At 40.0% G+C, this 17,388-nt stretch carries 11 protein-coding genes; 10 read left to right on the top strand and 1 reads right to left on the bottom strand.

Features of this window, described 5'->3' with window-relative positions; translation table 11 throughout:
• The first annotated feature begins 58 nt into the window (after positions 1-58).
• The 10 genes from ACMQ5W_RS12105 to ACMQ5W_RS12060 all read left to right on the top strand — a co-directional run bounded on the left by ACMQ5W_RS12105 (position 59) and on the right by ACMQ5W_RS12060 (position 16,605).
• A complete protein-coding gene (locus ACMQ5W_RS12105) occupies positions 59-1,489 on the top strand; it encodes a T9SS type A sorting domain-containing protein (RefSeq protein ID WP_419025386.1) in 1,431 nt (476 codons plus the stop codon).
• A 100-nt stretch (positions 1,490-1,589) separates the two neighbouring features.
• Positions 1,590-5,645 (top strand): fibronectin type III domain-containing protein, encoded by a 4,056-nt coding sequence (locus ACMQ5W_RS12100; RefSeq protein ID WP_419025385.1) that lies wholly within the window; start codon positions 1,590-1,592, stop codon positions 5,643-5,645.
• A 14-nt stretch (positions 5,646-5,659) separates the two neighbouring features.
• On the top strand, positions 5,660-8,953 hold the full coding sequence (locus ACMQ5W_RS12095) for a lectin-like protein (RefSeq protein ID WP_419025384.1): 3,294 nt from the start codon (positions 5,660-5,662) through the stop codon (positions 8,951-8,953).
• 66 nt (positions 8,954-9,019) lie between these two features.
• Positions 9,020-10,666 (top strand): O-antigen ligase family protein, encoded by a 1,647-nt coding sequence (locus ACMQ5W_RS12090; protein ID WP_419025383.1) that lies wholly within the window; start codon positions 9,020-9,022, stop codon positions 10,664-10,666.
• Between the two features lie 9 nt (positions 10,667-10,675).
• On the top strand, positions 10,676-12,322 hold the full coding sequence (locus tag ACMQ5W_RS12085; protein ID WP_419025382.1) for a leucine-rich repeat domain-containing protein: 1,647 nt from the start codon (positions 10,676-10,678) through the stop codon (positions 12,320-12,322).
• Between the two features lie 25 nt (positions 12,323-12,347).
• Positions 12,348-13,340, top strand: a complete 993-nt coding sequence (locus tag ACMQ5W_RS12080) for a leucine-rich repeat domain-containing protein (protein WP_419025381.1) — start codon at positions 12,348-12,350, stop codon at positions 13,338-13,340.
• Positions 13,341-13,442: 102 nt separating this feature from the next.
• Positions 13,443-14,678 carry a transglutaminase domain-containing protein gene (locus tag ACMQ5W_RS12075; protein ID WP_419025380.1) on the top strand — a complete coding sequence of 412 codons (1,236 nt, stop codon included), beginning with the start codon at positions 13,443-13,445 and terminating at the stop codon, positions 14,676-14,678.
• Positions 14,679-14,692: 14 nt separating this feature from the next.
• On the top strand, positions 14,693-15,592 hold the full coding sequence (locus tag ACMQ5W_RS12070; RefSeq protein ID WP_148493953.1) for a hypothetical protein: 900 nt from the start codon (positions 14,693-14,695) through the stop codon (positions 15,590-15,592).
• 300 nt (positions 15,593-15,892) lie between these two features.
• Complete coding sequence (locus ACMQ5W_RS12065) at positions 15,893-16,216, top strand: type II toxin-antitoxin system Phd/YefM family antitoxin (RefSeq protein WP_419025379.1); 324 nt, start codon at positions 15,893-15,895, stop codon at positions 16,214-16,216.
• A complete protein-coding gene (locus ACMQ5W_RS12060) occupies positions 16,213-16,605 on the top strand; it encodes a type II toxin-antitoxin system RelE family toxin (protein ID WP_419025378.1) in 393 nt (130 codons plus the stop codon). The genes ACMQ5W_RS12065 and ACMQ5W_RS12060 overlap by 4 nt, the downstream gene beginning before the upstream one ends.
• 11 nt (positions 16,606-16,616) lie before the next feature.
• Here ACMQ5W_RS12060 and ACMQ5W_RS12055 read toward each other — a convergent pair whose 3' ends face one another.
• Positions 16,617-16,994: a helix-turn-helix domain-containing protein gene (locus ACMQ5W_RS12055; RefSeq protein ID WP_419025377.1), complete on the bottom strand. Its 378-nt coding sequence runs from the start codon at positions 16,992-16,994 to the stop codon at positions 16,617-16,619.
• Positions 16,995-17,388 lie beyond the last annotated feature (394 nt).

The following is a 17,388-nucleotide window of genomic DNA, read 5'->3' as shown; positions in this document are numbered from 1 at the left end:
TACATGTGGCATAATAAAAGTGTCGGAAAATTTGATATTTAATTGGAGGATGGACAGTATGGAAAGAATGATGAAAAAGTTGGTGTGCTTTGTATGCGCTTTTTGCCTTTGTCTTGCAACAGCGGTACCCACATGGGCAGATGATGGAAATCTACTGGCCGGTGCGACCAGTATCGGGACAAGCGGGACAGTAAAGGGGACGATCAATCAGGACAACGAAAATGATTATTACAAATATGTGGTGTCTGGTAACAGCTCAGTAGAACTGAAAGTGACTTTTACTAGTCATATTTACAGAGTGAATTTGAAAATTTTTGATGCTGGCGGCAATGAAACGGCATCTTCATATATTTATGCCAACGATGATACGAACCAGATAACGGAAAAGTATACATACTACTTAAATCCCGGCACTTACTATATCGGCGTATGCCGTGCTTACGATGATGGAAATTACAGCTTAAGCTTCAATACGGCTGCATTAAATAATACGGATGTCACTTTTGATGATACTGTCGCATCTGCCCACAGCATTCCATTGAATACAAAAGTTAGTGGAATTGTATCAGAGGCTTCAAATGATGAAATCGATATTTATAAGCTAGATGTAACAAAGCCAGGCATGATGAAGTATAATTTCAAGTTTTATATGAGAACGATCTATTTTAAATTGCTTGATGCAGAGGGAAACGAAATAGAGGATTGGTATTGTGAGTGGAACGATAACTTAAGAATGGGTACAGAATCAATAGAATTTCCTTTAGAGACAGGGACGTACTATATTGAAATTCTGAGAACTTATTATGACGGAAAGTATTCCTTTGACCAAGCTTATAAGGATATTGGAAGCACGGAAAAAGAGCCTAACAATACTTTAGAACAGGCACAGCCACTGAAACTTGGAGAGAAAGTGACCGGAATGATTGCTATTGGTGACGATACGGATTTCTACAAAATTAGCGTACCGACAAAGCGTAATATCACATTTACAGTTCCATCGAAGATTAAAAATTCAAAGATATATATCTACAATGCAGATGGTGAAGAGGTGAATCGCGCTTATACTGATTGGAACGATAACACGAAAAAAGGAACTCTGAAGGAGATTTATAAATTACCTGCAGGAATCTATTATGTACAGATGGTGAGTGATTACTATAACGGCACCTACACCTTAACCGCATCTACAACCAAGGCACCGACTCAGGGTAAAATCACTACGATCAAAAGGACAAAGAAAGACTGGTTCGGAAATAGAAGTATCTATTTAAAACTCGGGAAATCCAGTTATGCAGAAGGCTATCAGATTTATGTTGCTAGAAATTCTAAGCTCAAAGGTGCATCAAAATACGTTTCTGAAGGTCGCACCTTCACAGTAGGACCGTTGGGCAAGGGCACTTATTATGTTAAAGTTCGTGGCTACAGCAAGAACAGCGACGGAGAGTATATCTATGGGAAGTTCAGTAAGGTGAAGAAAATAAAGGTATAAGCAATAGAAGAAAATAAACTGCCTGTTGCTACTGCGACAGCGGCAGACAGAAGATACCAATTTATGCGATGTTTTTGATTAAGTAAGGAGCAATATTCAAATGAAAAAAGGGCTATCGGTTCTGCTAACTATAATACTAGCAATGACCATGATTTTCACGCCATCACCAGTTATGGCAACGGAAAATGGGACGGCTTCTGAGGAAGTGCTGCAAAATTCACAAGGTATGATAAATGATATTTCCGCAGAGGGATCAGATTCAACCGGCGATTTGATTTCGCAAGCAATTATGTCAAAACAGACGGAACAGGATCAAAATAATGGATGCAACATATATGCCGTTGAAGTGGAGGGGAAAAAAGCGTCAATTTCTTTTGAAACCATAAAGGATTGTACTTTGCTAGTGGCGATTTATGATGAAGCTGGAACCCGAATGCTTGCGTCTGGAAAAAAAGATGTTAAAAAAGGAGATACAGAAACAACTGTTACTGTTGATACGAACAATATGCCCAAATATTTTTATCTTCGGGCATATCTGATAGAAAGCAAGGAATTGCAGCCATTGTGCACTGCGTATGAGTCGCCGAATTATACACAGAAAATGAGTCAGTTCTTTCTAAAAACAACGAATGATTTTGCAAGTGATCAAGTTGTTAATTTTGACAATGATAAAAAAAATAACTTTGCGGTTTACGATAAAGACACAAAGTTAATTGAGCAGAAAGATAATCAAAATATCGTCAAAAAAGCAGATGATAAGAAGAAAGAGTATGTCTTCGAGAAAATCTCGAAAGCCATATCTACATTGAAAAAGGGCGACATTTTCTCATATCAATACGAAAATGGGGAGACGTTAATTGTAAAAGTAGGATCAATTAAGATTTTAGGAACTACAGCCACAATAACGGGAACAGACACTAGCCTGAACGAGGTGTTTGACTATGTAAAGATTGACACTACTAACACAGTAGATGATGCAGAGATTGATGCTTCTGAATTACAGGAAGGAGTTTCTTATAACGGCATTACAAAAGGGGGACGAGTCCAGTCTCCATCAGATATGAAAGCAAAAGTAATTGATTTTGAAGGAAAAGGCTCTGGATCAATGGCTTTTGGGTTCGACAAGAAGATTAAGGGGGAGGATAATCGACAAATAAAAATTTCTGGGCAATTAAGTCTGCAATTAGAATCAACCTTCAAGTTGTATTCTGAAAAAAATTACAAATATGTTGAATTAAAGTTTGACTCTATTATCGAAACAAGTATAGGTGTATCAGGTAAACTAAAACATGATATAGAACTAGCAAATGTGAAATTTCAACCGATTCCGTGTGTAAATATCTCTGTTAAGCCTAAATTTGTAATAGAGTTTAGTGGAAAAATTAATTTCGCAGGGAAGATCAAAAGTACTTATGGCGGCGTATATAGTAGTGATGGTGGATATAAGAGCCTCAATGGCGAACCTAAAGTTGAATCTGAGGTGAAAGTAGAGGGAACGGTGTTTATAGGACTGGCTTTAAAGCCGGCTGTAAATGTCATAGATGATGTTCTCGTATCAGTGAATTTCGAAGCTAGAGGCGGTGTTGAAATTAGTGCAGCTGATACTCCTTATACCTCTAATGATTCTCAAAAACATGATTGTTCAGCCTGCTTAGATGGTAAAATAAACTTTAAGGCAGATTTGACTTATGGAGTTGAGCTTCTGAAAATTCTGAAATACGAAGCTAAATTTTTTGAGTGTTCTTTCAAAATTACAGATTTCTATTATTCTCTTTTTCACAATGAATTTGGATTGGGTAACTGTCCACATATACAATATAAGGTGGCTGCAACCGTTAAGGATGTAAATAACAAACCCGTTGAAGGAGCGACAATTGATGGAAGCAAGATAAGCGATGCTAAAGGTATGGCTGTTTTATGGTTTGGAAATGGTTCACATGATATTAGTGTTGCAAAAAAAGGATACCAGGATGCAAAGAAAACTATTAATGTTTATGATCGTCCTATGAATGTGGATATTACTTTATATGAAGACCCGAAGCTTGGTCATGATGTTACCATTTCAGTAGTAGATGAAAATGGTGATCCAATTGAGGGTGCGATGATCAATGGTGTTCCTACCGATTCCAAAGGGATTGTCGTTATTGTGCTGTCAAATGGAACACAGACGATTACTGTGAAGAAAGATGGGTATGCTGATGTAACGCAGAATGTGACAGTAAATGATGATACGAAGAATGTTGTGATTACGATGGGGAGAGAGCAAGAATCAGAAATTCAAGAGAATAAAAAAACCAGAGCATATAAGGTGAGCTTGGGTGCTGATCATAGCGCTGTAGTCATGGAAAATGGGGATTTGTACACCTGGGGTTGGAATTATTATGGTGCTTTAGGAAATGGGACAAGTGTAGATAGTCTGATTCCAATTAAAATAATGGAAGGCATTACAGATATCAGTGCAGGAACTTGGTATAGTGCTGCAGTTAAAAATGATGGAAGCCTTTACGCATGGGGAAGAAATAGCGATGGACAGCTTGGGATAGGACAGGCTAGTAACCCATGTAATGTTCCAGTGAAAGTGCTGGATGAAGTGAAGAAGGTCGAAACAGCTGTTACCCATAGTGCCGCACTTTTGGAATGCGGAGATCTGTATTGCTGGGGATATGACAATCTTAGTGGCTGTCTTGGTGTTGAAACTGATGGGGAATCAATATATACTCCGATAAAAGTATTGGATAATGTAAAAAGTTTTAGTATTGCGGATCGCATTAGTGCAGCAGTGACAAAAGATGGAGATTTGTACACCTGGGGAGCTTATATGGGCACAAAGAAGGACCTTGAAAACAAATCGCCTACAAAAGTGATGGAAGATGTGGCCGGAGTTGCTGTAGGTAGTTGGAACAGGGCCGCAGTTAAAAAGAACGGCAATCTTTATACATGGGGAGGCAAAAATGATAAAGGCCAAATTGGTGATGGTACAACTACAGAACAACCAACTCCTGTGAAGATAATGAGCAATATTTTAAAAGTAAGCGTAGGAGAAAACCATTGTGCGGCAATAACCAAAGATGGTGATCTCTATACCTGGGGGGATAATTCCAAGGGTCAATTAGGAACAGGAACTAAGAAAAATCAATATAAACCAGTAAAGATTATGGCAAATGTTGCATTTGTCAGTCTTGGCGATTATTCAAGTGCAGCGATAACGAAAGATGGAAGCCTGTACACCTGGGGGGACAATTCATATGGACAGTTAGGAGATGGTACAACTACAAGCCGTTATAAACCAACGAAGATAACTGTTTTATCGTCAAGCAATACCAAGGGGGCGTCTTCAACTGTTGTACAGACAACATTATCATCTAAATCGACAAAGACCCCGGATGTATCAACTACAGCGTTGAATCGTGCAGTCATAAACGCCACAACTACTGTACAGACAAAGTCTTATAAAAAGCTGAGAAAAAACACTTTGTATAACTTTTATGTAATGAAAGATCGTGACAGTGAGGAGCCGCTTGCTAGTGACAATTTGCTGTATATTGGACAGAAGACAAGTGATAAAAATGGTGGGTTATTGATAAGCTACGGAGCGAGAGAAAATTACAGTGGTGCAGAAGCATTTGTTGTTGGAGCCTCAGAATACGACTTGCAATATGCGAAGCCGACAACTTCCTTCAAGTCATATACTTACACTGGAAAAATAATTAAGCCAGCACCAAGGTTGGTTATCAATGGTAAGACATTGAAGAAGAACAAAGATTATACGGTCGCCTATTCCAATAACAAGCAGATTGGACAGGCCTCGATTACGTTGAAGGGTAAGGGGAAATACACTGGTCAGAGGACTATCTATTTCAACATTGTCCCGAAGAAGGTGACTGTTTCATCTGCAAAGTCTTTAGCGAAAAAATCTTTGCAAATAAAGTGGAAAAAAGTATCTTCAGTAACAGGGTATCAAGTTCAGTGGAGCAAGTCAAAGAAGTTCACCTTTTCAAAAAGTGCGAAGATTGTCGGTGTATCGAAAACAACGAGAAAAATCACGAAGCTATCATCCAAAAAGAAATACTATGTTAGAGTACGTGCGTATAAAACTGTTCAAGGTAAGAATTATTATGGGAAGTGGTCTGTTAGTAAAGTTATAGCGGTTAAATAGAAAAGGAGAAAATCATGATGAAATTGGGAAGGAAAGCACTGATTGTGTTTCTCTCATTGGCTTTATTTACTTCAAGTTTTTCTGTAGTTTCTTTTGCACAAGAGATTGCTGCTCAAAATGGACAAGGAAACACGAAAGAAATTCCTGAAGATGCAGTCTCATTTAGAGGCAACAGGTATAAATTGTATACGGTCAAAATGAATTGGGAAGATGCCAAACATTTTTGTGAAGAATTAGGCGGACACTTAGTTACTATAAATAGTAAGGAAGAACAAGATTTTATTGTAGCACAAGGAGAAAATTGGTGGAATCATATTTGGATTGGGGCTACGGATTATTATTCTGGTGAATATGAATGGGTAACAGGAGAGCCATTTGATTATTCTAATTGGATGCAAAATGAACCTAGCAGAGGATACGAGGGAACAGAGCATTTTGCAATAATGAGAGCTCCCGAATGGGATGACAGGAGATTGTCAGGTGATGCGGGTGGCACTGGATACTATTTCGTGTGCGAGTGGGAACTTGATTCAGGTGTAGATTTGCCAGTTTTAGATAAGAAAACTGCAAGGAGCTTCTTGGGGTTTTTGTATAATGTAAACGAAGAGCGGTTGACAGATCATTTTTTAGAGACTGATAAAATATATCAATTGATAACGGGAACAATTGATATTTCATCCAAAGAAGAATTGAATCTATATAAACTATCAACATTGCTATTCATCAATGACTGCATAAATCGTTACATCAAAAATTCATCTGAAAAAATACAATTTTTTAATGAAAGAGCAACTAAGACCTTAGTGGAGACTTGGAAAGATTACGAAAAAAATCCGCTTATGGGAATAAACCCTCTTGCAGATATAACCGCCAAGGTATCGACAAGTTTAACGAACCAGATAATTGATTATTTTTCGGGTCTTTGCGCTGAAAAGATGGGTATTTACATTTCAGAAACCTTAATTGACGATGTGGAAAATTTTAAAAAAATTGCAGAAATGCCTGCCAAATCTGCCGAAGAGGCGAAGGACTTTTGGGATAGATGGATAGGGAGTATGCATGCTACCGCAGATTTGATTTGTTCTGCATATGAAGAAGAGTATTACTATCGTTATACGTATTTTGGAAGTTATTTGTCCTGGAGAAAGGGCTATGATAGTAAAGATAACCCCATATTTAAAATGACATGGGAACCACAGTCAGATCTTATAATTTTAGCGGCAAGAGACAACTATTTGGCAAGTGGAATTATTGAGACGCTAGGCAGTCTTGGCGGAAAAAGACCTTGGTACGAAGGGAAAGATTTGATTGAGATGTGGGCTGAATATGTTTATCAACTTGATCAATCAGTGGAACCCATTGTAACGCCTGTAAGCAAAATTACATTAAACTTGAATCAGGCAACCATTGAAGAGTCTGGCGAACTGGGATTAACCGCACAAGTTCTTCCGGCTAATGCAACGATTAAAAATATTTATTGGTCATCGTCAGATGAAAGAATAGCAACAGTGACGCAATCTGGATTAGTTAAATCAATAGCACCGGGAGAGGTAACAATTACTGCACAGGATTATTATGGAAAAGTTAAGACTGAATGCAGGATTATAGTAACGGAGTCATCACATAGCCATATATACAGCCAAAACTGGTATTATGACAAAGATATGCATTATAAAGAGTGCAGCTGCGGGAACAGATCGGCTATTGAAAAGCATGTATACGGTGAGTGGAAGATTGTTAAGGTACCTACGGTTGATGAAGAGGGAAAGAAGGAAAGAAACTGCACAATTTGTGGGTACAGTGAAAATGAAGCGATACCCAAAAATGTTCCAGTGAGAATGCAGACTCCAAAGTCGACCATTAATTATGTAAATGAAACCTTGGAAAATTTAATACCTAATCAAAAATACGATATTAATGGTACCATGTATGTGGCTAATGTTAACGGAGAGGTAGCATTGGTTAAGCGTCTTTTGGGAAAGTCGGTAGACGTAATTTGTAAAGCTAGCGATTCTAATCATATAGATAGTGACCCACAGACAATAAGCATTCCTAAACGCCCAGAAGCGCCTTCAGCGGAAATGAAAATTGATGTTACGAACAATCAGTTAAGGGTGACGAATATTAGTGAATTTATCGATTGCGAGTTTAGTTTTGATGGCAGCAAATGGGGAACAAACCATTTTCCTTATTCGGTAGTGGAAGGAAAAACATATACCTTATGGATAAGAACAAAGTCAACAGATAGAAACTTTGCATCCGAAAGCAAAGCAGTAAAATACACAGTTCCACAGATATTTCAGGGTAGCGGTAATATTGGCATTGGTTCTGGTGATAACGATAAAAGTGAATCTGAAATTACTACAGGAATTGAAGACGACCATACCTTTACGAGTGTGAAAGTTGAAACCAATGATAATATTGCAAATCTTGCAAATCTTGATCTGAGTATGACATTGAAAAATGCTAGTAAAATCCAGGCAGAAAAAGTGATCCTGGTAGTTGAGAACAGGGAGCAGAAAGCAATAACCAGTGTTGTTGGCTTGAATCAGGTGTTTGAAAAAGTATATGCACATACAAATGCATGCGTTTCAATTAAATTAAATGGTGTAACATTAGACTTTGATAGAAATGAAATCGAAACCTACACGGCACAACAGAAGCCTATAAAAGTTACTGTTGATCTTGAGGTTCCAAAGAATAGTAACTTTGCTAAAAAACTTCTTAAAGATGGTGGTAAAAGTTATTATGTCGCAATAGAGAATAATGGAGTAAGCGTAAGCCATAGTAAAAAGAAAATAGGTCTTAAGGTGCCAGACAACATGCTGTCAGAAGATATCGTTGTGGTAGATGTTTCTGCGTCAGGGAAATACCGAGCGCTTAAAGGAACTTATGCAAATAAATCTGACGGAAAGTATTATGAGTTTATCTCAAATGGATCAGAAGAATTGGTCTTAGTTAGCAAGGATAAATTCGAAAAACATATAAATACTTTGGCTAATGGGGTGAAAAAAACAAAAATAGTTTCAGCCAAAGTACAAAAAATAGGAAACAATACTGTCAAAATATCTTGGAAAAAAGAAAAAGGATATATAGTGGATTCTTACGAAATTTATAGGAAAGAAGGGAAGAAAGGCAAATATAAAAAAGTTTACACAACGAAAAGCGGACAAAGTCGTTGCTACTACAATTCCCGAAATCTTGTTAATGGGAAAAAATACACTTACAAAATTCGGGGGAAAAGAGTAATTAACGGAAAACAAATCTATACAAAATGGTCTGCGGTGAAAACACTAAAGTTTCGCTAGTGTATCCTTTCAAAATCTCGTATAAATGACGGGTTAAAAATGGCAGTTTAGGAAGGAATAGACTTCATGTATTTCGTTATTCTTTTGAGTTTAATATGCAGCGGCATTTACTACGAATACCAGTCTTGTGTACTGAGTGTCGCATTGTTGCTATTGCTGTGGAGGGAAGTAAAGAGAAACAAAGAATTCAGATGGAAGAAGAACTATTTGGCGTTCTTCTTCCCGGCATTGCCGTTGCTTTATTTGTTAAGCACCATCTGGGCAGTAGACTCTCAAATGGCATTGCTGGGATTTTTAAAGTACCTGCCGATTGGCATATTCTCAGTGCTGATTATGCAGATGTCACAAATGCGTCAGCAGATTCTCGATGTACTGCCATTGGCCGGAGTAGAGCTGGTGCTCCTTTCTGCCGCTGGGAGCTTAGTGCCAGGACTGTCAGAATACCTGGTTGTAAACGGGAGACTTGCAGGAACCTTTCAATATCCCAATACGTTTGCTCTGTTCCTGCTGATTGCACTACTGTATCTGCTGCATCAAAAGCGTTTTAACAAAAAGTGCGTTGCACAGGCTTTGGTGCTGCTTGCAGGGATTTTGGCGACAGGAAGCAGGACGGTGTACCTGCTATTGCCGATAAGTTTACTGGCAGGTTGTCTTTTCACAAAGGAAAAGGCTATTAGAAAAGCATATCTGAGCATGTTTGCTGTATTGGTTGTCTGTGCAGTTGTAGTGTTGCTAGTGACGAATGGCAGCCCTGTTGCAAGAATCATGAACATTTCTCTGTCAGAGAGCACATTGCTTGGTCGAATCCTATACTGGAAAGATGCGCTGCCGGTCATTGCCAAGAATCCACTTGGTCTCGGTTATCTGGGCTACTACTTTACCCAGGGGAGTTTTCAGACAGGTGTTTACGCCGTAACCCATGCCCATAATGAATTTGTTCAACTCTTCCTGGATGTGGGGTGGATTGGAGGAGCTGGCTTTGCCGCTGCGATGATCTACAGCATCAAGAAGACTAGTGCTGGCTGGAAACGGCTTTTGATTATCGTAATGGTGCTCCATGCCCTGATGGATTTTGATCTTCAATATATGGCGGTATACATGGTTTTGTTGTCGCTTTTGCCGTGGGAAAATGGCAGAGAGTGGGACATGAAATACTCAAAGTTACTGCCAGCGGCGGCACTGTGTCTTGCGGCGGTCGTGGTCTATGGCGGTTTGGGCAATGCCGCCTACTATTTCGGGCAGCAAAACTTTGCGCAGGCATTTTATCCGAAGAATACGCTTTTACAGATTGTGGGGTTGAAACAAGCTGCAGATATGGATGAGATGGAGTCTATTGCAAATGAAATCACACGGCAAAATGATTCCGTGGCGTTGGCATGGGATGCGAAAGCGCGAAGCGCCTTTGCCCAAGGCGATGTTTTGGCGATGATGGAATATAAAGAGAAGACCATCAGCCTGTCAAAGTATGAGATTGCCGAATACACGGATTATTTGGATATGCTGTTCATGGCGATACAGATGTATCAGGAGGCAGGAGATATGGATAGTGCGACGTATTGCGCAGAGACAGCTGTGAATATCCCTCTGCGGCTTGAAGCGGTCAGAGAACAGACGAGTAGTTTGGGGTGGAAGGTTCAGGACAAGCCCGAGCTGGCTTTGCCAAAAGAGTACAAAGAAGTTATTGATCTGTTAAAGGATGAATATAGAAAGTGAGGAAAGAACATGAGAAAAAAGAAGTTGTTGAGCCTGGTGCTGACAGTAGCACTGGTGCTGGGGTGTGTGACCATACCGACGAGCGGGGTGTTTGCAGCAGAAAGCGTGGATGCGGGCACTACGATGAAAGCGCAGGCGGTGAAGAGCGGGAAGATTGCCAGCGGAGGCGGTACATTCAAGTGGACACTGGATAATGCGGGAACGCTAAAGATTACAGGGAAAGGTTATTTGGATTTGAGATTGGAGGACCTAAAAACAATCAGAAGTGATGTCAAGAAAATTGAGATTTCAAGTGGCATTACAGATGTAACTTTCAGTTTATTCAATTTCGGGGGGAATCAGGGAGGACTTCCAGAGTTAAAAGCATTGTCATTGCCTTCGACAGTGAAAAGCCTAAACGGCTCTTTGAGGGATTGTACAAATCTTGAATCAATATCTGGTGGACAAAATGTGAAAACTATAGAAGCAAATTTTTTCAGAGATACAAAATGGATTGAAAAAGCAGGAGTACGTACATTAGGTAAAGTGTTTGTTTCATATAACGGAACCGAAAGTAATATTACTATTCCAAGCGGCATTATTGCGATAGAAGATAATGCGTTTGCCGGAAACAGAGCATTGCAATCAGTGACAATTCCTGCATCAGTAACAACAATTGGTACTTATGCATTCGGTCAGTGTGCATCACTAACAACGATTAAGGGTGGAGATAATGTAACGACTATTGGTTATAGAGCATTATATGGAACCCCTTGGCTAGAGGCGCAGAGTAAAGCTGCTGTTTTAGGCAAGGTATTAGTAAAATACAATGGACTGGCAACTGCATATACAGTTCCTGCGACAATAAAAAGTATATGCGATGAAGCATTTGCAGAGTGCAAGACTTTAGAGTCGGTAGTAATCAATGGATCCGTTAAGAAGGTTCCTGATTTTGCTTTCAGAAGATGTGAAAATTTAAAAAGTATCACTATGCCAAAATCAGTGACAACTATTGCTTATGGCGCATTTGACCATTGCAAATCATTGGCAAGTGTAAAACTGCCAGCATCATTAAAAACGATAGAAACAGGAGCATTTATATTCTGCTCGACACTGAAGTCAGTGCAAGTAAATGGCGGACAAACAAATACAAAACTTAAATCCATAGGCGGAAAGGCTTTTGCGGCTTGTGATGATTTGAAACAACTGACCATTCCTTGGGGTTTAACTGAGATGGGCGCATTTGCATACGGATACACCAATGATAAAAAATCCGAATGGAGTATTATCAGTGACGAATTGCTGAAGGTGAAAGGAACAACCATTACTGGAATCAAGCAGTCCTATGGAAATTGGTATGCGAAAGATAATGGGATTTCATTCAAAGGTACGGCTAAAGGGAGTGCTTTGAAAAAGCCGACTCTGACGAAAAAGGGTAAAGGAAACAATCTCACATTGAAATTTTCTAAGGTTTCTGGCGCAACAGGGTATGAGGTTTATTCTAAAAGTGATTATGAAGGAAGTACATGGAATAAATATGCTACTGCGACTGCAAAAAAAGCTTCAGTAACGGTATATTCGTATCCAGGGACAAAATATAAAGTCAGAGCTTATAGGAAGTCAAAAACAGGTGGCTATCAGTACAGTGAATTTTCTAAGGTGTTGACTTGCAAATAGTGAAGCTTCAGAAAGGAAAAGAAGCATGAGAAAAAAGAAGTTGTTGAGTCTGGTGCTGACAGTAGCACTGGTGTTGGGGTGTGTGACCATACCAACGAGCGGAGCGTTTGCAGCAAATACTATTAATGGTATACACGAAGGATTTTCTTGGAGTGTCAATCCGGAAACTGGCGTACTGAAAATTAGTGGAGATGGATTATTATCTTATGGACCGTGGGACGAATATAAAGAATCAATTCAGAAAGTCGAGTTAGCTGGTAAGATTACATCGATAGGGAGGTATGCGTTTAAAGATTGTGCTAAATTGAATTCGATCGTTTTACCTAAATCTGTAACAATGATTTCTTATGGTGCTTTCGATCACTGCGGATCGTTAAAGACCATAAAGTTACCAGCATCATTAGAAAGCATAGAAACAGGTGCCTTCATTTTTTGTAACTCTTTATCAAAGGTAGATGTTAATGGTGGAGCAAACAATACAAAATTAGTAAACATTGGGACAAAAGCCTTTGGCGGTTGTACAAAACTAAAAAGTTTGACCATACCAAAAAAAGTACAGAACATAGGTAGCAAAGCATATGGCTATGACTTAGTTGATGATTATACCTTAGAAGCACGTAAAGTCTCAAATGCAACAATTTACGGAATAAAAGGAACGGAAGCACAGAGTTATGCTAAGGCTAACAAAATTACATTCAAGAGTGTAAAAAACACTGGTGCAAGTATTCTTACAGCACCTAAATTAACGGCATATACGGGGAAGATAAATGGAAAGGGCAGCCACGTCTTAAAGTTTACAAAGGTCAAGGGCGCAACAGGCTATCAAATTTATTTTAGTTTTTCTGGTAATGCAAACACGTGGAGAAAATTGCAGAGCTTTAAAACTCCTCCTAAAAAGTATGAATTACAGTGGGATAATGGCGGTGGATTGAAGTGCTACTACAAAGTTCGCGCTTATAAGAAAGTGGGTTCTAAATACACCTACAGTCCATTTTCCGCAGTAAAAATGTTAAAGTAAGTTATAATGATATGAACTGCGAAGTTTTATGGCAGACGCTGAGAACTTCGCAGTTTTTGGTGTTACTATCATTATACGATTTTGGCAGAAAGGAGCAAACTTATGACTAAAATATCCAACAGACTGACCGCGATATTCCTCATCATCGCGCTTTGTCTAGTTATCAATACTATGACGGCATCAGCTGCGACGATACCAACACCGACGATCGTGGAGAGCCAGGGCATTGCCTACAATACAGCGGCTTTTTCCTTGCAAATACCGATGGGCTATGACTGTGAAATTTACCGTGCTACGGAGGAGAACGGTACCTACAAGCACATCGACACCTTGCAGCAGAGCGCGAGCCTCATATGGGAAGGCCTGGACAACGGTTATTGGCAGACGGATTGTGAGAACAAGAAAATCGTGTGTCTGCGCAGTGAAGATGAAAGCATCTACATATTCTACGATGGCTCCCTGAAGTTCGGCAAAACCTATTATTACAAGGTTCGGTTCACTGAAGATGGAAACAGTGGAGAATTTTCTAATGTGACAGCCATCTCACCAGCGCTCGATGGAGCGGATGTAACTATCTTCAAAGGCTATGCTAATTCGTCATACAAGCCAAAGCTGTATTGGGACGGAATCATGGGAAGCCAGGGATATAACGTGTATCGAAAAGAGAGTGGGGACTGGAAACGCGTCAAAACAGTGAAGGGCGCCAGAAACCTGATTTACACAGATACTACGGCTAAGAAGGGCAAACTATATTCTTATCGTATACGTGCATATCGAGTGGCAAATAGAAAGACTTATTACAGCGCTTACTCAAAGCCTTTTAAGGTCAGCACCAAAACACCTACGGTAAAGGGAAAATATAGCAAGGGATCTGTTTATGGACCATACCTGTCCATAAAGGAACTTCAAGATGTAAAGCGGGCAGTACAGGGATTTAAGTTGAACTATATCAAGAGCGGTATGAGCAATTACGAAAAAATTGAAGCAGCATATGACTTTATGAGAAACACGTGTGCTTATGCGTATGCGGGCTGGCAGTACAATCAGGCTAACACGGCGTGGGGTTCTTTGGTCTACGGTGAAGCGCAATGCTCAGGTTATGCAAGAGGGTTGAAAGCGCTCTGTGATGCCGTTGGCATTCCGTGTTATTTTGTACATGCCAACAGTAAGTCGTTAAATCCAAATCACCAGTGGAATCAGGTGAAAATTGACGGCAAATGGTACATAGTAGACGCACAGGGCGGATATTTTTTGGTCAGCGCTGAGACGTACAGATTCACTGGCATGCGTTGGAATACAAAGAACCTGCCTGCATGCAAAGAGGATTATTTTAAATAAGGAGGAGGTATCCAATGAAAAAGAGATTAACCATCGTTGTAACTTTGCTCCTGCTGACAGCAGCTTTTTCTTTTCCACAGACAGTATCCGCGGCAGCGGTGCCGTATCAAAGCATTACTGCAGATTTGGACGGCGTTCCGCGAGAAAAGGTTGGAAACTATTACATCTGGGCAAAGGACACGGTCAACAGCCAGGGCGTTAGAACAGGATCAAAGCTTTTGCTGTCTAAGGATGGGAAGACGATCAAAACCTTGAAAAGTTTCAAAGGGAAGACAAAGAGCATAACACCGATCATCATAACCAATGGCAGTACGATTTTCTATGCGGTCAACAATGGCAATGAGACGGGGACGATTTACCAGACGACGTATACAGGAAAAAAACATACAAAAATAACGACTATCAAATTACTGGCGAACGTAGCGGCATACTATAACGGCAAAATTTATTACAGCCGTGCGACGGATAGCGGATGGTATGATTACAATCTGTATTCTTATAATATCAAAACAAAGAAGACAAAGCTAGTCAGGAAGCATGTTGTATCGGAAAGTCAATATGGACGTTACTTGACATGTGGTCAAAAAAGATTTGATGTAGAAAACCGGAAACAATATATCATCAATCTCAAGACCGGAAAGATGAATCGCTTACCAGATGGAAAGCAGACTCAGGTAGATGGCAAGAAGGTCTACTACTGGAAATACACTTCCTATGACACGTTGAAGCGGGAACTCAAGGTTTGCTCTTTGACTGGTAAAAATGCGAAGACACTCAAAAAACTGTCAGAAGGAGGCTACCCTTTGTACTTTGGGAGAACTTTTGCTCGTTTTGATGATACCAAGGAGGGCGTAACTGACTATATCTATGCGGCAGGTGAGACTCTTGACAAGAATACATTGTTGGGAAAATGAGTATCATGGGCTCCATCGAACATCGGGGAATGTAATTGACATGCTATTTACTAAAGGCAAAGAATATTATAGTGCAGGCTAAGTAGGATGACATGAAAATACGAACCTGAATTTGAAAATTAAAGGTACTGTGACCAAGAATAAGATGCGTATTGTATATGATGAGGGAAAGTACGAATGGAAGCGACTTTGACAAGAAATTATAATCCCTATTCAACGATGAATTTTAATGTAAATTATATTGCGATTTTTCTTCAATCTGTATATACTAAGATTAAGAACAGATTGGAGGTGCTAAAAATGGTAAAGACAACGGAGCTGCTAAAAAGCCTCGTACCGATTACACAGTTTAACCGAGGCCAGGCTTCAAGGATATTTGATCGACTGCACACGGAACCACAACTGATTGTTTTGAAAAACAATCAGCCTTCTGCGGTGATTTTGTCTCCAATGGAATATGAACGTCTTGCAGAAATTGAAGTGGAGTATAACCTCTTGATGGAAGCAAGCAGGCGGCTTGCGCAGAGCGTTGACAAACCGACATACTCATTTAGTGAAGTTTTATCTGAGTTTGATATATCTGAGCAGGATCTTAAGGCGGCAGAGGATGTGGAATTTGAATGAGTTGGGAAATCGATTTTTTAGAAGACGCAGTGGATAACCTGAGACATTTAGACGGCGCTGTTCGGGTGCAAGTGATCAAAGGAATTAAACGAGTGAGTAAGAACCCATTACCAACTACAGAGAATGGTTACGGAAAACCGTTAGGCAGTCAGGATGGTGGGAATTTAACAAATCTGCTTAAAATCAGATTCCGAAACCTGGACATTCGTGTGGTATACAAAATCGAGAGACGCGACTCTGTCATGAGAATAATTATCATATCTGCACGTGCTAACAATCAGGTATACAAGGACGCTGCAAAGCGAAGAGGAGAAATGCAATTTATGATATTGCAGCAGTTAACAGAGCCGCCCTTTGAAACAGACGGCTCCTTTTTAATTTGGAACTGAGTGACCTGATGCTACTGCTGTTCTGCCCCATCCCCTAGCGCATTTACAGGTACCTTAAACGCCTCCAATATGATACGGATGCCTTTGTCTACAATGACCAATTGATCAGTTGTCAAGTTATCCAGTTGAGATTCAACTCTAGCAACATCTCTTTTTCCAGAACGCCCTAAGAGCAGATAATCGCAGGACACGCCCAGCACTTTGCTCATCTTGATGATGGTGCTGATGGAGGGGCCGGTAATGCCTCTTTCCAGATTTGATACATGTTGTATGGAGAGACCGATTTCTTCTGCAAAGCGTTCTTGTGTATATGCGGACGCTTCTCGAACAGCTTTGACTCTTGCCCCTATCTGCTTATTTATTTTTCTCTTTTGATTTTTGTCAATCATCTCTTTTCACCTCTTAAGCCCATTCTATGAAAAAATCATCTTGTAATACTGTGATAGTTCTAGTTTATACAATTAACGAGTCTATATTAGGGGGATTTATCATAATACAATAAACCAAATTTCGTTGAAAACGATGTGCTTATGGTGGTACATGGGTCAAAGGCGAAAGTTAGAACCCCTTTTTAATTATCGGCAAAGGTTGCCGCCTGGTTACACAGCTGGGCATCCGGCAGAGCATGTCATCTCAGCGACCCAGTTACGCAATCAGTCCGTCTGGCGAGGCACCTGCGTAACGAAAACAGTGAAATCCGGCAAATCTGCGTAACTGCGTGAGGGTCAGCCGCACATCGACGGTCAAAGCCTGCGCAAGCCACTGCCAGCAGAGGTCTTCTGA

Origin of the sequence: Emergencia sp. (genome assembly GCF_048465375.1) — a bacterium.
Taxonomy (GTDB): Bacteria; Bacillota; Clostridia; order Peptostreptococcales; family Anaerovoracaceae; genus Senimuribacter.
The sequence above is the reverse complement of the archived record's forward strand: the minus strand, read 5'-3'. Positions and strand labels throughout refer to the sequence as shown.